Consider the following 21,751-nt stretch of genomic DNA (forward strand, 5'->3'; position numbering starts at 1 on the left):
TTATGAAACAGGTTGTTTCTCATGCCCAGACACATAAAGGATTAGTCAGAAAGCTCAATGAAGATGCCTGTCTGGATCTTGCCGATTGCGGTGTATGGGTGGTTGCTGACGGTATGGGAGGGCATGCTGCCGGCGATATCGCCAGCCAGTTAGTGGTAGACACCATACGGTTAGCTATGCAGCGGGGCGAAACGGCCAGCGTAAACCTGATAACTCAGGCCTTGCATCAGGCAAATGCGGAGCTTTGCCGGTACAGCCTGCAACACTTAGATGGCCATACAGCAGGCTCTACCGTTGTAGTGCTGTTATTGGACAAAGTGCATTACCACTTTCTCTGGGCAGGTGACAGCCGTGGCTATTTACTGCGCCATCAGCAGCTGCGGCAACTAACCCGCGATCATAGCCAGGTCAATGACATGGTAGAGCAAGGCTTACTTAGCAGCAGTGAGGCTGAGCAGCATGAGCTGGCAAATGTGATCACCCGTGCTGTTGGGGTAGACCCGCATGTCAGCATTGATATTGTCAGTGGTGTCTGGCAACCCGGAGATCTGTTTTTACTATGTAGTGATGGCCTGAACAAAGAGCTGACAGATGGCGAGATATGCCAGTATCTGGCGCACAATAACATTGCGGAAGCAAACCGGGCGTTGCTGCATTCATCTCTGGTTGCCGGTGCAAGGGACAATGTTACCTGTATCCTGGTAAAGGTAAACGGAGATATGCAAAATGTTAACGATAAGGATGTAACAATTCCTTTATTTATAAATAATTAGAAATTATTGATTAACTGTTGTCATCATTAAAACAATAAAGTAACATATTTGCCTAAATAACGTCTCGTTTGGGTTGTTGTGATGGATTACAGTGAATTAATTGACTTTAAAATATTAATTGAGGGCGTCGATATTGCTGCGCCTGCAGGCATAGATCCGCGTACTGATATTTCACCAACTTCACAGTACTACCAGTTAAAAGATACGCGCGGCCATGCCCGGGCTAATGAACGTGCCTTGCTGGCTGAGGATGAAGATTTTCAGGCCTTAGCTTCAGACTGGCGGCCGCTGGCAGAAAAAATTCCGGTTATTTTATGTAGCCAGGTTAAAGATCTTGAATATGCAGCCTGGCTGATTGAGGCGTTGTGCCGTACAGATGGTTTTGCAGGCCTGAGTGCCGGTTTTAAAACGACCCGCTTGTTAATAGAGCATTTCTGGCCAAGCCTGTACCCGCAATCTGATGAAGAAGGTATGGAGGTTCGCATTGCACCTCTTATTGGCCTCAATGGTTACGAGGGCGATGGCGCCCTTATCACGCCTATTCTGAGTATTCCGCTAACTGATATGACGGCACATGGCCAGTTTGCCTGCTGGCAGTATGAGCGCGCTTCTGATATTTCCCGTAAAGACGAAAAGCGCCAGAAGCAAAAAGCGGATGCCGGTATCGCCACGCTGGAACAAATTAAAGACGCTGTAGCAGAAACACCCGCTGCTTTTTACCAGCAACTAAAACTACAAATTGAAACGGCAATAACCGAGTTTGCACTGCTGTCGCAGGCAATGGATGCCGCCATGAACGGCGAGCCGCAACCAACCAGTGCTATTAGCAAAGCCCTGCACAAATGCCTTGATGCCGTTAATTATCTGGCGGCTGACAAGCTGGCGCAGTTCGCCACGAGCGCTGAGCAAACAATAACAACTGATGCAGACGGGCAGATGAGCAGCCATGCAGATCCGCTACAGCAGCAGGTGCAAACTCGCGAACAGGTATTGTTAAGCCTGAAACAGTCAGCCGAATTTTTTCGTAAAACCGAGCCACACTCGCCCATTTCATATGCATTGGAGCAGGTTGTGCACTGGAGCACTCTGAGTTTACCGGAGCTGTTGCAGGAGCTTATTGATGATAACAACAGCCGTAACCATTACTTCCGGCTGGCGGGAATACCGCAACAAAAGTAATGCTCTTTGTGTGGGCATGAACTGAAATTAACAACAGCTGAGTAACAGGAGAAAGTCAATGGAAAGTATTCACAGCAAATTATCCCGGGTGCGTAAGCCCCGTGTGCATATTACTTATGACGTTGAAACAGAAGGAGCTGCGGTTAAAAAAGAACTGCCTTTTGTGGTTGGTGTAATGGGCGATTTTGCCGGCCATAACACTGAAGCGTTAAAACCTTTAAAAGATCGCCGTTTTGTACAGATTGACCGGGATAACTTTGACGAAGTGTTAAAGCGGATGAATCCGAAACTGAATTTCAAAGTAGATAACAAACTGGCCGGAGATGACAGTCAGTTTAGTGTTGAGCTGGAATTTAAATCGATGCAGGACTTTGAACCGGCCGCTATCGTCAAGCAGGTTGAACCACTGGATAAACTTATGGCAACGCGTAACAAACTGCGTGATCTGATGACAAAAATCGATCGCTCAGAAGAGTTAGAAAATATTCTGGAGCGTGTGCTTAACAACAACGAAGATCTGCAAAAGCTGGCGCAGGATCTCAGCATAGAGGATAAATAACATGAGTACGGAAGCTTTACTGGAACAGCATGATAATGCTCAGGGCGCAACCAGTTCTTTGTTAGAGCAGGCAATTGGTGCCACCAAACAAACCGACGCATCCCGTGCTGAAGAATTGTTACGCACGCTGACCGAAGAAGCTCTTAGCGGCACGGTCAGTTGGAATAAAAACTTAACGGTAACCTTTAACGAGGCAATTAACCGTTTAGACGAACTTATTTCAAGTCAGCTTGCCGCCATTATGCATACCCCGTCTTTTCAGAAACTGGAAGGTAGCTGGCGCGGCCTGAACCATCTGGTAATGAATTCTGAAACCAGTGCTTCACTTAAAATCCGTATGATCAGCATGAGTAAAAAAGAGCTGTACAAGGATTTAAGCAAAGCTGTTGAATTTGACCAGAGCCAAACCTTTAAAAAGGTATATGAGTCAGAATTCGGCACTCCGGGTGGTGAGCCTTATGGTGCCATTATCGGTGACTACGAATTTACTAATCATCCGGAAGACATTGAAACATTAACCTATATGTCAAATGTGGCGGCAGCGGGCTTTTGTCCGTTTTTATCTGCAGCATCACCGGCGTTATTTGGCTTTGATGAGTGGACTGAACTGTCAAAACCACGCGATCTGGAGAAAATTTTCGAATCTCTGGAATACACCAAATGGCGTTCTTTCCGTGACAGCGATGACTCGCGCTTTGTGACATTAACCATGCCCCGTGTATTGGCCCGTTTACCTTATGGTAGCGCGACAGCACCAATTGAAGAATTTGGTTTTGAAGAGTTTGAACTGGACGCACAAAAGGGCGTGGCGAAAACAACCAATCATTCAGAATATTGCTGGATGAACGCAGCCTATGTTATGGGTTCAAAACTGACTAACGCTTTTGCCCAATATGGTTTCTGCACGGCTATTCGTGGTGCTGAAGGCGGCGGTAAAGTTGAAGGTTTACCCAGCCATATCTTTATGAGTGATGATGGTGATCCGGATCTGAAATGCCCAACAGAAATTGGTATTACTGACCGGCGTGAGGCTGAGCTTGGCAAAATGGGTTTTCTGCCGTTGTGTCATTACAAAAATACCGATTATGCCGTGTTCTTCGGTGCCCAAACGGCACAAAAGCCGAAAAAATACGATACGCCAGAAGCTACTGCTAATGCGGCTATTTCTGCCCGCCTGCCGTACCTGATGGCCACGTCGCGTTTTGCACATTACCTAAAAGTACTAGCGCGCGACAAGATCGGCAGCTTTATGGAAGCAGAAGATGTTGAAGTCTGGCTAAACCGCTGGATTTTAACTTACGTCAACGCTTCAGAAGGCAGTGGTCAGGAAGTTCGTGCCCGCTATCCGTTGGCAGATGCCAAGGTTCAAGTGCGTGAAATTCCCGGCCGCCCTGGCTCTTACAATGCAGTTGCCTGGTTACGGCCATGGCTGCAACTGGAAGAGTTGTCTACGTCGCTACGTCTGGTAGCGAAAATCCCTGAGATGGGTGGTTAGCGCTGTTAACAACACCAGTTGCCACTGGCTAAGCTTAGCGGTTTAGCCAGTGATCTGTTGGTGTTAGCCAAAGCAGGTAAGCAGATGAGGATGTCATGGCCGACGCGGTAAAGTTTGTGTCTGAGGATGTATTTACAGCATCCTTTGCCGATGCGCAGCAGGCAGAATTTAATCAGCCTGCCTATACCCGGCTGGAGCGTAGTGGTGTGCTGACGCGCTTTCTGCGTGAACCCGAACCTTTAGCTGCTATTTTGTACTGGCTGCAACATGTCGCCTGTACTCAGGTGCAGAGTACTAATCTGGTTAGCGCTATGTTATGCCGTGCTATTGCTGATATCGACCGCCTAATAAACCTGCAACTGAATGACATTATTCACCACAGCCAGCTACAGCAACTGGAAGCCAGCTGGCGGGGTTTGCTGTACCTGACTGAACAAACTGAGCGCCATGATCGGGAGCAAAAAGTTAAAGTAAAACTATTGTCGCTGTCGTGGCCTGAACTTAGCAAAGATATTAATCGTGCCATCGATTTCGACCAGAGTGACTTTTTCAAACTTATATACGATAACGAATTTGATATGCCTGGCGGTGAACCTTTTGGTGTGCTGGTTGGCGACTATCAGATTAGCCATAAAATACGACCCGGCCAGTTAACTAACGATCTGGATACATTAAAGGAAGTTGCCCGTACTGCCGCCGCCGCTTTTGCGCCTTTTATTTGCGCAGCACACCCATCGCTGTTTGGTGTTGATCATTTCTCTGAGCTTGGCTTGGTATCGGATATCGGTAGCCAGTTTAAGCAACCGGAGTATGTAAAGTGGCGGGCACTGCGTGCTATGGAAGATGCACGCTTTTTAGGCGTGGTATTGCCACAGGTATTGATGCGCAGCCCATACAAAGATGATGGCTCCCGTACAGAAAGCTTTGTGTTTCGAGAAGCTTTGGCACATCCGGAGCGCGACTATTTGTGGGGCAACGCCGCTTTTGCTTTTGCCTCGGTGCTGGTAAGGGCCTATAGCGAGTCGGGTTGGTTTGCACAAATTCGGGGTATGAAGGCCGGGCAGCATAATTTTGGTCTGGTTAGCAATTTGCCGGTTAGCCGCTATGAAACTGAGAAGTACCAGCAGAGCAACAAACCGTCGGTTAATTTGCTGGTAGGGCACAGGTTTGAAGCTGAGTTATCAGATAACGGTTTTGTGCCGTTATCTGTGGTGCCTTACAGCGATTATTTTGCATTTTATAACAATGCCTCAGTGCAGCTGGCTAAGAGTTACGACGACAAACTGTCTACTGTTAACGCCCGGCTGTCGGCCATGCTGCAATACATTTTGTGTGTAGCCCGTTTTGCGCATTATATAAAGGTGATTGGCCGCGATAAGGTTGGTGGTTATCACTCTGCCGAGCAATGCGAGCAAGAGTTGCAGCGCTGGCTGCACAACTACACTACTGCATCAACAGATGCGTCTAACGATGTCCGGGCCCGGCATCCTTTGCGTGAAGCACGTATTCAGGTTAAAGAAAAACGCGGTGAACCAGGGCGTTACTATTCAATTATTCAGCTGCAACCACATTTTCAGTTAGATCAAATGATTACAACAGTAAAGTTGGTTGCTGAGCTATCACCTAAACAAGCCGTTACGGCGTGAGGTTAACAGTGAAACAATTACAGACATTAATAAAACAGGGTGAATTAATTGCTGCCACCGAGCGTGCAATGCAGCTGTTACGGGACGATCCGGCTAACGCCGATGTGCGCGCTGTTTATATTGAGCTGTTATGTATTCAGGGGGCGCTGGAAAAAGCCGATCAGCAGTTGGATATGATGGTGCGCCAGCATCCTGACTTTCTGGTGGGGGCTGTTAATTTACGCCAGTTGATCCGTGCAGCTTCGGCAAGGCATGACTTTTATAACGGCGGTATGACAGCAACGCTGTTTGGCGAACCTGATGCGATGTTTGAAGCATTGTTATCGTTGCGTCTGGCGCTAAAAGAGCAGGATATTGATGCTGCAGTTAAGGCTGCAAACGCACTGGAAAATCTGCGTGGTGCAGTTGCACTGGATATCAATGGTGAAACAGCGACAGATGTGCGCGATCTGGACGACAGCCTGGCTGGTTATCTGGAGCTGTTTGGCACAGATGGCCAATACTATCTGGCTAAATTCAGTGAAATCGACAGCTTGCAGCTGAAAAAGCCGGAGTCCTTGCTGGATACTGTTTGGCGTCGTGCAGAAATTGCGATTAAAGACGGCCCGCAAGGTGAGGTTTTTGTGCCGGTAACTTATGTTGACAGCCTAAAGGTATCAGAGCGGCTGGGTAAGGATACGAACTGGCAGCAGCATCATGAGCAACTGGTTACCGGCACAGGCCAGAAGATGTTGCTGGTTGGTGACGAAGCATTGATGCTAACTGAGATCCGTCAGTTGTCACTGTTTGACTCTGCAGTTACGGCCTGAGCGGGTTCGGAGCTAATCTGGTGAAAGTGCACCACAAGCAACCGTTGCAGCAATCACTACTCGATCGTTTGATTGACGACACGCCGGGGCAGAAAGACAGTGGCCGCAGTAGGCGCGGTTTTGATTTAAAAGCCTTGCGCCAGAGTGTACGGCGCGATCTTGAGAATTTGCTCAACAGCAGAGTGCAGTGGCATACCTGGCCTGACAGTTATACCGAGCTGCCGCAAAGCTTGCTGAATTATGGCCTGCCGGATTTTTCTGTAATGGTTGTTGATTCAGATGAAGGCCGTTTGCAGTTGTGCCGTGCGGTAGAGCAAACCATTCGCCGGTTTGAGCCACGCTTTGTTGACGTTGAAGTCTCAGTGCCAGAACAGGAACACGGCATGGAGCGCGTACTTAAACTGCGTATTCAGGCGCTGTTATATGCAGATCCTGAGCCGGAACACATTATGTTTGATTCAGAAGTAGAACCGGTACATCTGGGGCTGACAATCAGGGATTATCAGGCATGAATGATGAATTATTAAAGTATTACAATCGTGAACTGACTTTTATCCGCCGCATGGGCGCTGAGTTTGCTGAGCAATACCCCAAAATTGCCGGCCGTTTACGTATCAGCGAAGAGAATGTTGAAGACCCGCACGTATCCCGCCTGATAGAAGGTTTTGCGCTGTTAACAGCACAAATCCGCCAGAAGCTGGATGACAGTTTTCCGGAGCTGACGGATGCGTTGCTCGGCCAGTTATATCCGGATTATCAGGCACCGATACCTTCAACCTCAGTATTAAAACTCACCAGCCAAAACCTGTCGAACTCGGGTATTACCGTAAAGCGGGGGACTGAATTTGAAACCCGTACCGATGGTTTAAAACCCTGTACTTTTCAGGCTTGCTACGACACCGATGTCTGGCCGTTAAATGTGGTTGCTGCCGAATTTAAAAATACGCCATTTCATGCACCTAAGCCGCCGGTACAGCAAAGCGCTAAAGCTTTATTGAAGCTGCAACTGGCATGTGAATTTGAAAATACCGCTATGCACGAGCTGGAAGTGCCGGTATTACGCTTTTATTTAAACGGTCAGCGCCATCATGTTTACCGCTTATACGAACTGCTGTTAAGCAAACTACTCTCTGTTGGTATTGCGCCGGCCGGTAAACCAGAGGCCATAAAATTTTTATCTGCCGCTCAGTTACAGGCAGTGGGCTTTGCCGATGAGCACCAGGTTGTGCCTTACAGCCAGCGGAGTTTTGCCGGTTATCGTTTACTGATAGAGCAGTTTTTATGCCCGGAGAAGTTTTTATTTGTTGAGTTGCAGCAGCTTGATCCAGCCTGGCCAGATATTGACGATAAATTTGAGTTGTATTTTTATCTCTCCGAAGGCGCAGAAGAGCTGGAGCGGCACATTACTGCTGACAGCATGCTGCTTAGCTGTACACCGGTAATAAACTTATTCAGCCAGAAGCTGGAACCGGTAAACCTGGATGCTTCGCAGTACGAATATCGTTTGGTGCCCCGTTATCTTGATGCCGATGTATGCGAAGTGATCCGCATTGAGCAGGTGCAGGCGTTTGACCCTTTTGGCAACGAAGTAACACTTAACCCTTATTACAGCCAGGGTCATCCGGATTACCTGCAACAGCAGGATATGTTCTGGCACAGCAGACGGGAATTTGCCGATTGGGCCGGAGGCTATTCCGAAACCGGTACAGAAATGTATTTGTCGGTGGTAGACCGTAAATTTAACGGTGTAAATGCTACCGACACACCCAAAGACTGGGTAGTACAGGTGCAGGCGTTGTGCAGCAACCGTAATTTACCGGCCTATTTACCTTTTGGTGGCGGCGAACCACGTTTTTTGATCCGTAAACATGCTGACGTGATTAAAGAAGTACGGTGTTTACATGCACCTACTCCCAGTGTGCGCCCGGCACTTCAGGAAGCCAGCCGCTGGCAACTGGTGAACCATTTAACCCTGAACCATTTTACCGGTGATGACGCGTTAACCCGGTTGAAAGAAACTCTGCAGTTATATGATTTTCGCTGCACGCCGGAATCCAAAGCACTTATCGATGGTATTTGTGGCCTGCAGATCAGTACCGGTACTGCCAGAGTAAGCCATAACGGCCGGGTTGCGGTATGCAGCGGCAGTGAAATTTTGCTGGAGTTTACCCAGCCATCTTATGCCGGCAGTGGTATTTACTTTTTTGCCAATATTCTGGACGTGTTTTTTGCACAGTACACCACTGTCAACAGCTACACCAGATTAAGCGTAAAGCTGAAAGAACATGAACAGCTATATCATCGCTGGCCAGCGCGTTCTGGTTCTAAGGTGCTACTGTGAAGCTGGAGCAGCTAACCAGTAATCCGTCAGAGTTTGATTTCTATCAGGCGGTATATTCCTTGGAGCGTCAGTTTGGCAGTGAGCAAAAGCGCTGGCAGGGGATTGGCCGCGATGGTTTTCCCAAACAGGAGTTAATACGTTTTAAAAGCGTGCAGCATTTAGGGTTTCCCGGCCAGCCAATTATAAAGGTTGAACAGCGCACCGCGGAAAAATTGCACAGCGGTGTTCAGGCTGTTGCTATGCAAGTTAGTTTTCTTGGCTTAACCGGCCCCAGTGGAGTATTACCCCAACACTATACGGAAATGGTACTGCAGCGTTTGAAGCAGCGCGATAAAACCATGCGCGACTTTTTTGATCTGTTTAATCACCGGCTTATTTCGTTGTACTACAGAGCCTGGGAAAAATACCGTTTTGCCTGTCAGTATGAAATTGCGCCGCCAGAGCAAGACAGTTTCAGTCTGGTACTAAAAACTTTGTCTGGCGCGCTTAAAACCCTTAGTTTGTATTATGCCGGGGCTTTTAGCCAGCACAATCGCAGTGCGCAGCAGTTAACACAAATTCTGACCGAGTTGTTAAAAACTAAAGTAGAGCTGGAACCGTTAAAGGGCCGCTGGCTTAGCTTAGGTAAAGATGAGCAAAGCCGGCTGGCGATGAAATTTCTGCCACAAGGCCAGCATGCCAGCCTTGGTCAGTCGGCAATGCTTGGCAGCCGGGCGTGGGATGTCAGTTCCGCTATTGAACTTATTATCACGGCACCGCCAGGGCGTGGTGATCAGCTGTTACCCGGCAGTTATCAGCATCAGCTTATCAGCAGCGTACTAGCCGATTTTCTGCCGGCGGCGCTTAAAGTAAGGGTTACGCTGGTAGGCAGGCATCAGGATTTTCCTACCGCGCAATTAGGCAAACGTCAGCTTTGCCTGGGCCAAAGTGGCAGTCTGGCGGTCAGAACTTCAATACAACATCAGATGACCCGGCTTAGCTATCAGCTGGCCCGGGCCTAGTTAATGCACAGGAAGCAATTATGTCTACTACCACGTTAAAAAGTCTGGTTGAAAAACTTAACTCTGCCAGCCGCCAATCACTGGAGGCGGCAACAGCACGCTGTCAGTCCCGCTCGCATTATAGTGTTGAAATAGAGCACTGGCTGGATGCGATGCTGGAGCAAGGTGATGGTGATCTGCCATTGTTATTGCGCAGTTTTGGTATTAATACCGATACGGTAAAACAGCAATTGCAACAGGCGCTGGAGCAGATGAAAACCGGTAATAACGGTTTACCCAGTATTTCAGTACAGCTGATTAACCTGTTACGTACCAGTTGGCTTAGCACCACTATTGAATTTGCCGATCAGCAAATCCGCTCGGCTTATATCATTTATACCCTGCTTAAAGACGACAGCATGGCGGCACTGTTAAGCCGTCGTGTTCCGGTGCTGGATAAACTGGATGCCGCTGAGCTGCTACGGCTATGGCCGGAGCTGGCTAAACAGAGCGGCGAGCAGCAAAATTCTGTTGCGGCCTCTGCCAGAACAACTGGCGGTAAAACGCCGTCATTGGATCAGTTCACTACCGATCTTACTGCCCAGGCCCGGGCCGGTAAAATTGACCCTATTGTCGGGCGTGATTATGAAATTCGCCAGATGATCGATATTTTAACCCGGCGTCGGCAAAATAACCCGATCCTGACCGGTGAAGCCGGTGTAGGTAAAACTGCTGTGGTTGAGGGCTTAGCGCTTAAAATTGCTGCCGGTGAAGTGCCGGATAAACTTAAAAATATCAGCTTACGGGTGTTGGATCTGGCATTACTGCAGGCCGGTGCCGGTATGAAAGGTGAATTTGAAAACCGGCTGAAAAACGTGATTAAAGAAGTAAACAGTTCTGCTACGCCGGTTATTCTGTTTATTGATGAAGCTCATACGATGATAGGCAGTGGCGGACAGGCAGGGCAAAATGATGCTGCCAATCTGTTAAAACCGGCACTAGCCCGTGGTGAGCTGCGTACTATTGCTGCCACGACCTGGGCTGAATATAAAAAGTACTTTGAAAAAGATGCAGCCCTGGCAAGACGTTTTCAGGTGGTTAAAGTAGAAGAACCAACACCGGCACTGGCTGCCATTATGATGCGCGGTTTGCTGCCGGTAATGGAGCAGCATCATGGCGTATCAATAACTGAGCAAGCTTTACAGGCTGCCGTTAACTTATCGCATCGTTATATCAATGGTCGTCAGTTACCGGACAAAGCCGTAGGTTTGCTTGATACCGCCTGTGCCCGCGTTGCCATGAGCCAGGACGCAATACCTGGCCCGGTAGAAGATCAGCAGCGTAAAGCAGCACAACTGCAGCAGGAAATCACGGTATTAAAACGCGAGCAATGCCTCGGAGTTGATCATGCTGAAGCACTACAGGCGCTTGAAGAAAAATCGCAACTGGCACAACAGCAACTGGAACAATTACAGCAAAACTGGCAACAACAAAAAACGCTGGTAGCTGAAGCAAGAGACTTAGCGCAGCAACTGACTGCTGAGCCGCAAGCTGAGCACTCGCCGCTATTACAGCGTTTACTGCAAATAAAAGCCGATTTTGCGGCTATTACTAATCCCATGGTCCACTGGCAGGTAACAGAAGAGTTAATTGCTGAAGTGGTATCAGACTGGACGGGTATTCCACTGGGTAAAATGCAGGCTGATGAGATTAATACTGTATTAGCGCTTAATACCTTTTTACAGCAAAGGGTAGTAGGGCAAGACCATGCGCTTGAGCTTATCGCCCGCACCGTGCAGACATCCCGGGCACAGTTGGCCGATGAAAACAAACCCAACGGTATTTTTCTGCTTACCGGCCCAAGCGGGGTAGGTAAAACAGAAACCGCGCTGGCGCTGGCTGAGCAGGTTTACGGCAGTGAAGAGCAGCTTACTGTAATTAACATGTCAGAGTTTAAAGAAGAGCATAAGGTGTCGTTATTGCTTGGATCTCCACCAGGCTATGTCGGTTACGGCGAAGGTGGTGTGTTAACTGAAGCGGTGCGGCGCAAACCGTACAGTGTGATCCTGCTGGATGAAATGGAGAAAGCCCACCCGGGGGTGCAGGACATCTTTTATCAGGTGTTTGATAAAGGCACGATTAAAGATGGCGAAGGCCGGGATATCGATTTTAAAAATACCATTATCATTATGACGTCGAATGTCGGTACTGATACAACTATGCGTTTGTTTGAAGATCCCGATACCGCGCCCTCGACAGAGGGGTTAACCAAAGCACTTAAAGATGATTTGTTAAAAGTATTTAAACCCGCCTTTCTTGGCCGGTTAAACCTGATCCCCTATCTACCGCTTGATAAAGACAAGTTAGCTTTGATTACCGGCTTACAGCTAAAACGGATTGAAAAGCGTCTGCAACAACATTACCGCGCTCAGTTTAGTTATAGCCCGCAAGTTATTGAGCTTATTGTCAACCAGTGCCAGGACGCAGGTTCAGGGGCCCGTACTATCCATAATATTCTGCAGAATCAGTTGTTGCCTGAGCTGTCAGTACGCATTTTACAGCGTGTAGCACAGCAACAGCCGGTTACTGTAATTGAGCTGAATGTAGCAGATGACGTGTTCAGTTACACCGTAAATTAATATTTTGCTACCTGTTGTGGGTATCTAAGTTATTGGCAACAAAGAAAAGTTAAAAATTACGGCGATAAATAGTTAATTTGTTGTTGTCAATATTTCATTTGGCGATATAATTTGTAAAGTTTAAAAACTTACTGGCGATTTTTTTGTGCTTTTGTAATAACACTAAATACATATTGAGTGTTTGTTATATAAGATTTGTGGTGGTTTTTAACTTTTGTCCGGGGCGATTCGTCACCCAGGCTAACCTTGATGTCCAATGTTGGACACCTGTTTAAATATGCAAAAGGAGCATAGCATGCAAGCAAATACCTACCTGAAATACGGCGCGATCAAAGGCGAAACAACCGCTGAAGAGTTTAAGGACATGATCACTGTGTTATCTATGGACTGGGGCACACAGCGTGAACTGAGTTCATTTACTGGTACTGCAATGGATCGTGAAGCCAGCGCTACCCGTTTAAATGATATCGTTATTACTAAGCTACAGGACAAATCCTCTCCGGATCTGTTCAAAGAAGCAACTATTGGTAAAGGTCAGAAAGCGGTATTCCACATCACCAAGCAAGGCGATAAAGTGGAAGAAATCATGAAGATTGAACTGACTGACGCAATGATCAGCAGCTACCAGATGTCAGTATCTGGTGATCGTCCAACTGAAACTATCGTTATCAGCTACACCGAGCTGATGATGACTGTTACTCCGACAGATGACAAAAACAACGTTACTGCACCGTTGGTATACGGCTACAGCGGCGTTAAAGGTTCTAAGCTGTAAGCTAACCTGGCTGGTGTGGTTTAGCACACCAGCTTTTCTACCTGCTTTTTTACCGATCATCTTTATTAGTAACCAGTTGAGGCGAATGGATGCAACAGGCAACCCAGGACGAGAGCAGCATCAAAATTGATACGCCGCTTGGCAAAGATGCACTGATTTTAACCCGGTTTGTATACCATGAAGCATTGTCGCAATTGTTCGATGTTAATGCTGAAGTGTATGGCAATGGCCGCGAGATTAAGCCAGATGAGCTGATCGGTAAAGAAGTTACTATTACATTGGAGTTAGGCGGTAACAAACAGCGTTATATTCATGGCGTGGTTGCCGATGTGGCTGCTCTTGGCAACCGGGTTAGCAAAGATGCCGCTGAGGCTGAATACCGCGATTACAGCCTGCATTTGGTTGCCAGTGCCTGGTATATGCAACATCGCGTCAATAGCCGTATTTTCAGAGCTAAAAACGTGCTGAAAATTGTCGGGCAAATCGCGGGTGAGCACAGCATTAAAGTGGATGTTGCTGCAAAAATTCAGGGCAGTTACCCCGATTACGACTTTAAAGTGCAGTATGAAGAAAGTGACTGGGATTTTATTCAGCGTTTACTGCAGCAAGAAGGTATTTTTTATTATTTTGAGCACACCCAAAGCAGCCACAAACTAATCTTAGCGGATAAGGCTACGGCTTATGAACCTTGTGCTGAGGCTCAGGTTAAATTTCACAGTGGCAGCTTATCTGAGCCGCATATCCATCAATGGCAAAAAGCGTTGATAATGGCGCCTGGCAAATATGTACAGCGTGGTTATGATCTGAAAAAACCAGCTGCACTTCCCACCGGTGAAGCTAATAAAGGGCAACTGGTATCAGGCCATGCTAATTATGAAGTGTTTAGTTATGAGGCTGAATCAGATTTTCATCTGCGGGTGAAGAGCATCGCTGACATTCGTCTTGAAGCATTACAGCGTGATATCGAGCGGCGTAAAGGCAGCAGTAACTGCCGCACATTCAGTATTGGCAAAACCTTTACGTTATCTGAGCATGAAGATAAAGCTGAAGCTGGTAAACAGTATGTGCTGACAGAAGTGATTCTGACTGCTGAAATTGCCAGCCAGACCGGTTCCAGTAAGTCGGCCAAACAGCAAATAAGTAATAGCTTTCATTGCGTACCAAAAGACGTAGCTTACCGGCCAAGGCTGACAGCAAACAAGCCGGTGATCACCGGTGTACAAAGTGCTACCGTTACCTGTAAGGGTGCAGAGGAGATTTCAGTCGACGAGCTTGGCCGTATCACGGTGAAATTTCACTGGGATCGCAGCGACATTAAAGACAATGAAAGCTCATGCCCCATTCGTGTCAGCCAGAATTGGGCGGGTAAAAACTGGGGCGCTTTTTTCTTCCCGCGCCGTGATCAGGAAGTATTAGTTGAATTTCTAAACGGTGATCCGGATCAGCCTATCGTTATTGGTGCTGTATACAACTCAGATCATATGCCGCCTTATGCCTTACCGGACGATAAAACCCAAAGCGGTATTAAAACCCGTTCCAGCAAAGGGGGCGGGGCGGCAAACTTTAACGAATTGCGCTTTGAAGATAAAAAAGGCGAAGAGCTGTTATACCTGCATGCAGAAAAGGATTTTGAGCTACAGGTAGAGAATAATCAAACCGATATGGTCGGCAATGATCGTTTGACCACGGTAAAAGGCAATGATACTGAAACAGTAAATAAAGACCGTAAAAATACTGTTGACGGTAGCGATAGCCTTAAAGTGGGTAAAAAACTGCTGATTGATGCCGGTGATGCTATCACCATTAAAACCGGCGCGGCGTCTATTTCAATGAAAAGCGACGGTTCTATTGATATCAAAGGCGTTAATATCACCATTAAAGGCAGTAAAGTCAGTATTAACTAAGCGGCGTTATTGCTCTGCTTCGCCAGACAGGATAAAACAAAATGGCCAAACCCGCAGCGGTAATAGGTTGCATGCATGTTTGCCCTAAGGTAGATCCGGGGCCTAAACCGCATATTGGCGGGCCGGTCATACAAGGCTCACCTAATGTGTCTATTGGTGGTATTCCGGCAGCACGTAAAGGCGATAAACTGGTCTGTATCGGCCCGCCGGATACTATTAGTGGTGGATCTGCCACGGTTTTTATCAATGGTAAAAACGCAGCCAGACTGGGCGACGATACCGAACACGGCGGCAAAATTGTCGTAGGCGTGCCTACAGTATTTATTGGCGGTTAGCGGCTATGCTACAGGCTGAAAACCTGCTGGAGCAGGCACATTTACTGATTAATCAGCGTTTAGAACTGGTGCAAAGCCGCTACACCGGTGTAGCGCAGTTGCGGGCACATGACTATCAGCTGCTTGACTGTCTGAAACTGCTATCTGCAACCTCTGCTGTTGCTGCTAACGCACTGCCGCAATGGCTGCAGTGGCTGCAAGCTCCGGTATCGGCTATTGCTCTTAATACTAATGATACCGCCTGTTTTATGCAGCCACAGCAAGCTTTGCTATTGCTAAGCCAGATAAAATGGCATCAGCACTTTGTACCACCCTTTGCACCACCCGGCGATAGAGCGCTGTTACAGCAGCAAGCTTTGTCTGGCAGTGATATTGGCTGGCAACTGGCATCTTATGCCGGGTTAACATTAAATCCGTTCAGAACAGATACCGCTCTGACCTGTGCTGCGCTCTGGTATCTGGCGTGTAGCGCGCAAAACAACTTATTAGCTGAGCTGGTTGCAATGCGTACTGCTCTGGCTACAGATGATCCTTTAGTTGTGCATTGTATGCTGGCTGAGTATGTATTAGGGCAGCGCACACAGGAAGATGCTCTGGTAAGCCAACTGAGTGCGCAGCAAGAATTAACTGCACCAGCCTTAATGTTATTAATTGCTGGCGCTTCTGATGCGGTGCAGGCAAAAATTATTAATCAGCTGGCCGGTAATCACGCCACACTTAAGCATGCTATTGCTGCTATGGGTTATAGCGGCCAGTTAAAATTTGTGCCGCTATTGGCCGAGCTGGCACAACAGCATGAGCTAAACAACGTTGCAACAGATGCACTGTCGATGCTGCTGGGTGTGATAGAAAGCGATAGCTTGCTGGCTGATCAGGCTGCAGTGGCTCAGTTTCAGTTGCAACCGCACAGTGCCCGTCAGCTTGCTGGTGCCAGTATCAATGATTTACAGCTTAGTGCGGTCTGGCGCACTGGTAATGTGCAGCAACGGCAGTTAGCAGCCTGCTATCGCAGCCTTGCTACCCCTGCGACGAAACTACCTGCCACTGATATGTTACTGGGGGCGGGTTTGTAATGGCAGCTACAGCTTTTTGTATGAAACAGTACGCCATGGTGCTGGGCTATGCCACCGATACGCTGGCCGCCGCCGCATTGCAGGTGTTGCCGCCTGAACCGGCTTATCTGAACTGGCATGGTGAAACATTACCTGCGGCCTTTGTGTTTGCGCCTGTACCAGAACAGCCGTTTAGCGAGCGTTTACTGGATTTACTGGCAAGCTTACAACAACAGCTTGATGGCACGTTAAATAATCAAACCGTGTATCTGATTTTGCCGGAATACACCGAACCGGATAGCAGCACACTTAACACTTTGCTACAACAACTCATGCGCCGCTTTCCGGGGTTGTTACAATCAGATTCTTGCCGGGTATTTTCGCATGGTAGCGCCGGGGTATTAATGGCACTTAATGCCGCACAGCAGCATATTTCAATACAAGGCAACGGGCCGGTATGGCTGGTAGCCGCAGATTCAATGGCCCAGACGTCGGTGCTTGATGCATACGCCAAAGGTGAGCGCCGTGGGGTGCCGTCAGAAGGTGCTATTGCATTGTGTTTAGCCGGTTGCCAAAGCGGAGTAACGCTGCAATTCAGTGCCACCGACGCCCAGCCTGCAACAACAGCGAAAAGTGCAATGGCAGCGTTGTTTTTGCAACTGGCTGCAAAGCTGAAAACGCCACTTAAGCAGTTGTATTTTCCTGACAGCGGCGACTTGCAGGTAACAGAACAATGGCTGGAGCAGTATCAGCACTTGCATGGTGTGGTTGATAGCGAAACCTGGCTGATGTTTCCCTCTTATGCTACTGGTGAGTTAGGCGCTTGTGGCGGTTTATACCGGTTGTGGCATGTGGTGCAAGCCTATGAACAGGGCCGTATTACCGGCCAGGCAGCACAATGTGAGTTGTCGGCACAATTATTCAGGGCTGTTGCGGTATTTGCCTTTGCAGAAGCGGGATTGGATGACAAGGATGTGTAACTAACATGGCTATACAATCAACCGAACTTAAAAGCCGCTACGGTACAATGTGGCTGTTTAGCACGGCTAAAACGTCAGCAAAGGGCGCAAAACAGAGTTTTGCCAGCGTTGCAGATGCAGCCACCTTTTTGCAAAAGGAATTTCCTGATTCTGCCACCTCTGGTAGCGGTATTACGCAGGTGTATCAGTGGATTACCGGCGCGGCCGCGAATTTACGGATACTTAGTAACAAAGATAATTTGTATCGGGCGCTGGCCGAAGCAATACAAAACGGGAAGTTATTCATTTTTGCTCTGCCAGAGACAAAACCTGATATTGCCGGAACCTCTGCTGCACCGGCGCCACGTAAAGAAGCAAAGGCTGCTAACCCTGGCGGTGCCAGCAATAAAGTGGCCTCAGATACGAAAAGTGCAGTAAATAACCAAAGTGGCAGTAATGCCAGTGGCATAAATATGCCGAACATGGCAAATGTGGCGCTTTGTGGCGATCCGGTATCAATGTGTACCGGAGAGGAAATTCTTGAACTGCAGGATTTTGAGCTGCCGGGCCCATTACCACTGGTATTTAAACGTACTTACCGCTCCAGCCAGAGCCATGAGAATATCAGTTTGGGTTTTGGCTGGCGCAGTAACTTTCATCTGCAAATAGTCAGCACCGAAAATGAGCAGGGTGAGGTGCAACTGGTACTGCATGATGATGAAGGCCGCCGCTTACCTTTTACCCCGGTTGCTGCAGGGCAAACCAGTTATCAGCTAAGCGAAGGGCTGTCGCTACGCCACGAAGAAAATGGCAGCCAGGTGTTGCTGCGGCCGGATAATACCCATTGGGTGTTTTTACCTGTACGCTTGGATAACAACAAAACTGCACGCTGGGCGCTGCATCAGGTATTTGACAGCCTGGGCAATTATTTACAGCTGTATTATGACCGGTTTAACCGCTTAAGCCGGATTGATTACACCCGCAAGCGCGGTATTGAACTTTACTACAATGCTGCCGGCCAGTTAAGCCATATTGAGGCCGTAGAGCAGACAAACGAAGGGCTTAAACCGCTTGGTGTTGTAATGGCCCGTTATCATTATGACGAGCAGCGTGATTTAATCAGCGCAACGGAGCAGGCCGGCCAAACCGAACATTATGCCTACAAAAACCATTTGCTGGCTGTGCGCCAGCGTGCCAGTGGTTTTAAACATTATTTCAGCTGGCAGGGTGAAGGCCCGTCAGCACGTTGCAGTCGCAACTGGGGTGATGACGGTTATTACGATTACCGCTTTGAGTACGATGACAGCCAGCGGCTGACTACCAGTACAGACAGCCGTGGCCAGCGCTGGCAGTATTTTCATAACGAGCGTAACCAGTTGATTAAAAAAGTGGCACCGGATGGCGTCACCTGGTTGTACAGCTGGAACAGCTTAGGTAAAAAAGATGCAGAAACCGCGCCTGATGGTGGCGTTACCCGCTACGGCTTTAATGAACAGGGGCAACTGATCACCGTTGAACAGCCTGACGGTGCTATCAGCCACTTTCAATATAATGAACTGGGTCATCGCTGCGGGTATACCGATGCTGAGGGGCGTAGCTGGTTACGTGATTACACCGCAGGTGGTTTGCTAAGGGCCGAAACCCGCCCGGATGGCAGCATCAGCCGGTATCAGTACAATCAGGATGGCCAACTGGTGCAGTTACAACATGCTGACGGTCGGCTTGAACAATTTTTATGGAATGATGAAGGCCAGTTGCTGGCGCTTAAACAAGGTGATGCACTAAGCCGCTTCAGTTACGACAAGCTTGGCCGGTTAAATGGCATGGTAGATGCCGCGGCTTTAGTTACCGAGTATCAGCGTAATGACGCAGGCAAAATAATCAGTAAGTGCCAGTACCCGGAGCAACAGCCCGAGCTGGCCGTTACTGAGCAGTTCAGCTATGACGCTGCAGGGCGGTTAATAAGCAAGCACAATGCAGCTAATCAGCAAACACAGTGGCTGTACGAAGGTTTAAGCCAGCCTGCGAAGCAAGTATTGCCTGACGGCAGTGCTTTATTGTACGAATATGATAAAGAGCGCAACTTAACGGCAATAATGCGCAGCGACGGCGCACGTTATCAACTGGATTACGACAGCCAGGAACGGCCGGTAAAACTGCAGGGTTTTGATGGCCGGGTGCAACAATATCAGTACGATATTTGCGGCAAGGTTAGCGCACTGCAAGATGGCAATAAACGCCAGCTAAGAGTAAAACGTGACAACCGTGGCCGTATTATTGAGCAAACCGCGCTGCATGGTCAGCAGTTAAGCAGTAATCATTTTCATTATGACAAACTGGGCAGGCCACTGCGCGCCAGTAATGCGCAGCGTAAACTGCGCTTTGCCTATCATGCCAACGGCCAGTTAAGTGAACATTGGCAAGACGACTGGCGTACAGTGCACCAGTATAACAATGCAGGCCTGCGCCAGAGCACATTATTACCCGATGGCACGGTACTGGATTATCGCTATAACGAACATGGCCAGTTAGCACAATTGGCGCTTAACCAGCAACCAATGTTATGGCGCAGTTTCGATACTGCCGGGCGGGAAACTGCACGCGAATATAGCAGTGGTTTGCAGCTTAGCCAGCAATTTGATGCGTTTAACCGTTTAACCTCACAGCAGTGGCAAAGTACACGGGGGAGCGAGGCAGTGCAGCGCCAGTATAGCTACAGTGCTTTGCACCAGTTGGTAAAAGTAACCGATAACCAGCGAGGCGATACCGAATATCAGTATAACAACCTGGACCAACTGGTAAGCAAAACGCACAGTAGTGATGCAAATCAAAACGAGCAACACCAGTGGGACAGCTTTGGTAACCCAAGTGGCGAAAGCGTTGAGGTTAAACACGACCGTTTATTACGTTATCACGATAAGCAATATCAGTATGATGACAGTGGTAATCAGCTAACCGCTACCGGGTTAGGGTGCCGCCAGCAGCGCGAATTTAACGGCTTTAACCAGTTAACGGCGCTTAATAGCACTAACTCGGTAACACGTTACGAGTATGATGCCTTTGGCCGGCGCAGTGCTAAGATAACCAGTGATGGTCGTACCGATTATCTCTGGGAAGGCAACACTCTGATTGGTGAATACTGCCAGGGTGAATTTAGCTGGTATATTTTTGAGCCAAACAGCAATAAACCTCTGGCGTTAGTAAAACAGGGCCGGGTGTATTTTTACCAGTTGGATCAACTAGGCACACCGCTTAGCCTGACTGACAGCGAAAACAATATCGTCTGGCAGGCGCATTACAGTGTGTTTGGTAAAGCCACGGTAACAGTTAACAACATCGACAACCCGCTCCGTTTTCAGGGCCAGTATTTTGATAGCGAAAGTGGGCTACACTATAATCACTTTAGATACTACGACCCAGAAACCGGCCGCTTTATCAGCCAGGATCCAATAGGGTTGCTCGGTGGTATTAACCACTACCAGTACGCGCCAAACCATATCAACTGGATTGATCCGTTGGGGTTGAGTTGCAAAGAGAATGCTGTAAATGTCTTCAGTACCCAAGACCAAGCTGCTAATGCTGCTTTGAAGTTAGCTAATCCGTTGTCAATTACTGATAATCTTGAATACGGAGGGTTAATATACAGAGATGAAAGCGGTAATTACGGTTTTTCCGGCCCCGTAAAAGGGTCTGATCAAGGAGTCAACCCGCATGACGCAGTTATACCTGAGGGCGCAACACTGGTTGGTGACTACCATACGCATGGTGATTATTCATTGGTAGACAGAGTTAGCGGAGCTGCAATCAGAACAGGTGATCCTTTACGTGATGAGTTTAACAGTGATAACTTTTCAGCGAGCGATTACTCGGGGATCCGTGCGGATGCTCGCGGTATATCAGGCTACCGGGGTTACTTAGGAACACCCAGTGGGTTATTTAAGGTATTCAATCCGGAAGATGGAACTGTTTCGGTGTTAAAATAATGAAAATTTTATCGTCTATTGCACTACTTATGCTTATGGAGAATTCCACATTGTCAGAGATTAAAGCGCCAACTGAAGTATTGTCTATCAAAGCCCCCATGGGCGAAGTATTGGAAGTAGCCAACGCTCATTTTAAATTGCAAGGTTTTGAAGTAACTGGCTATAACATCATACTAATGACTAGCGAACACACTTGGGTTGTTTATTACCAACCGTTTGACCATCCACGCGGCCAAAGGGGAAGCGCCGATAAAAAAGGTTATACGGTGGAAGTTGATAAAATAACTAACAAGGTGGTTAACGCTTATTACTCCCGATAGCA

The 21,751-nt window shown here is 48.1% G+C and carries 17 protein-coding genes; all 17 read left to right on the plus strand.

Translation table 11 applies throughout. From position 1 onward, the window contains the following. The first annotated feature begins 2 nt into the window (after positions 1 to 2). The 17 genes from M2404_RS10840 (at position 3) to M2404_RS10920 (ending at position 21,749) form a co-directional block, all read left to right on the plus strand. Positions 3 to 773 (plus strand): PP2C family protein-serine/threonine phosphatase, encoded by a 771-nt coding sequence (locus M2404_RS10840; RefSeq protein WP_259239747.1) that lies wholly within the window; start codon positions 3 to 5, stop codon positions 771 to 773. Positions 774 to 854: 81 nt separating this feature from the next. Beyond that, positions 855 to 1,952, plus strand: coding sequence for a type VI secretion system protein TssA (gene tssA, locus M2404_RS10845; RefSeq protein ID WP_259239748.1), 1,098 nt, complete (start codon positions 855 to 857; stop codon positions 1,950 to 1,952). Positions 1,953 to 2,010: 58 nt separating this feature from the next. Continuing rightward, on the plus strand, positions 2,011 to 2,511 hold the full coding sequence (gene tssB, locus M2404_RS10850) for a type VI secretion system contractile sheath small subunit (RefSeq protein ID WP_068231692.1): 501 nt from the start codon (positions 2,011 to 2,013) through the stop codon (positions 2,509 to 2,511). A 1-nt stretch (position 2,512) separates the two neighbouring features. Continuing rightward, positions 2,513 to 4,006, plus strand: coding sequence for a type VI secretion system contractile sheath large subunit (gene tssC / locus M2404_RS10855; RefSeq protein ID WP_259239749.1), 1,494 nt, complete (start codon positions 2,513 to 2,515; stop codon positions 4,004 to 4,006). A 95-nt stretch (positions 4,007 to 4,101) separates the two neighbouring features. Beyond that, positions 4,102 to 5,652 carry a type VI secretion system contractile sheath large subunit gene (gene tssC / locus M2404_RS10860; RefSeq protein WP_259239750.1) on the plus strand — a complete coding sequence of 517 codons (1,551 nt, stop codon included), beginning with the start codon at positions 4,102 to 4,104 and terminating at the stop codon, positions 5,650 to 5,652. Between the two features lie 8 nt (positions 5,653 to 5,660). Then, a complete protein-coding gene (locus M2404_RS10865) occupies positions 5,661 to 6,461 on the plus strand; it encodes a type VI secretion system accessory protein TagJ (RefSeq protein ID WP_259239751.1) in 801 nt (266 codons plus the stop codon). A gap of 20 nt (positions 6,462 to 6,481) precedes the next feature. Then, entirely contained in the window at positions 6,482 to 6,973 is a 492-nt protein-coding gene (tssE, locus tag M2404_RS10870) for a type VI secretion system baseplate subunit TssE (protein WP_215397489.1), read from the plus strand. Continuing rightward, the gene (tssF, locus tag M2404_RS10875; RefSeq protein ID WP_259239752.1) at positions 6,970 to 8,802 is read left to right on the plus strand and encodes a type VI secretion system baseplate subunit TssF; all 1,833 of its coding nucleotides are present in this window, start codon (positions 6,970 to 6,972) and stop codon (positions 8,800 to 8,802) included. Before tssE ends, tssF begins: the two co-directional genes overlap by 4 nt. Then, the gene (gene tssG / locus M2404_RS10880) at positions 8,799 to 9,803 is read left to right on the plus strand and encodes a type VI secretion system baseplate subunit TssG (RefSeq protein ID WP_259239753.1); all 1,005 of its coding nucleotides are present in this window, start codon (positions 8,799 to 8,801) and stop codon (positions 9,801 to 9,803) included. Before tssF ends, tssG begins: the two co-directional genes overlap by 4 nt. A 20-nt stretch (positions 9,804 to 9,823) precedes the next feature. Further along, positions 9,824 to 12,421, plus strand: a complete 2,598-nt coding sequence (gene tssH, locus M2404_RS10885; protein WP_259239754.1) for a type VI secretion system ATPase TssH — start codon at positions 9,824 to 9,826, stop codon at positions 12,419 to 12,421. A 295-nt stretch (positions 12,422 to 12,716) separates the two neighbouring features. Further along, positions 12,717 to 13,196, plus strand: coding sequence for an Hcp family type VI secretion system effector (locus M2404_RS10890; protein WP_068232097.1), 480 nt, complete (start codon positions 12,717 to 12,719; stop codon positions 13,194 to 13,196). Positions 13,197 to 13,285: 89 nt separating this feature from the next. Continuing rightward, positions 13,286 to 15,100 carry a type VI secretion system tip protein TssI/VgrG gene (gene tssI, locus M2404_RS10895; RefSeq protein ID WP_259239755.1) on the plus strand — a complete coding sequence of 605 codons (1,815 nt, stop codon included), beginning with the start codon at positions 13,286 to 13,288 and terminating at the stop codon, positions 15,098 to 15,100. Positions 15,101 to 15,141: 41 nt separating this feature from the next. Continuing rightward, entirely contained in the window at positions 15,142 to 15,435 is a 294-nt protein-coding gene (locus tag M2404_RS10900) for a PAAR domain-containing protein (protein ID WP_259239756.1), read from the plus strand. A gap of 5 nt (positions 15,436 to 15,440) precedes the next feature. Beyond that, positions 15,441 to 16,508 carry a hypothetical protein gene (locus M2404_RS10905; RefSeq protein WP_259239757.1) on the plus strand — a complete coding sequence of 356 codons (1,068 nt, stop codon included), beginning with the start codon at positions 15,441 to 15,443 and terminating at the stop codon, positions 16,506 to 16,508. Between the two features lie 20 nt (positions 16,509 to 16,528). Next, positions 16,529 to 17,467, plus strand: a complete 939-nt coding sequence (locus M2404_RS10910; RefSeq protein WP_259239758.1) for a hypothetical protein — start codon at positions 16,529 to 16,531, stop codon at positions 17,465 to 17,467. A gap of 5 nt (positions 17,468 to 17,472) precedes the next feature. Next, positions 17,473 to 21,429: an RHS repeat-associated core domain-containing protein gene (locus M2404_RS10915; RefSeq protein WP_259239759.1), complete on the plus strand. Its 3,957-nt coding sequence runs from the start codon at positions 17,473 to 17,475 to the stop codon at positions 21,427 to 21,429. Then, entirely contained in the window at positions 21,429 to 21,749 is a 321-nt protein-coding gene (locus tag M2404_RS10920; protein WP_259239760.1) for a hypothetical protein, read from the plus strand. Before M2404_RS10915 ends, M2404_RS10920 begins: the two co-directional genes overlap by 1 nt. Positions 21,750 to 21,751 lie beyond the last annotated feature (2 nt).

Origin of the sequence: Rheinheimera pacifica (genome assembly GCF_024809855.1) — a bacterium.
GTDB lineage: Bacteria > Pseudomonadota > Gammaproteobacteria > Enterobacterales > Alteromonadaceae > Alishewanella > Alishewanella pacifica_A.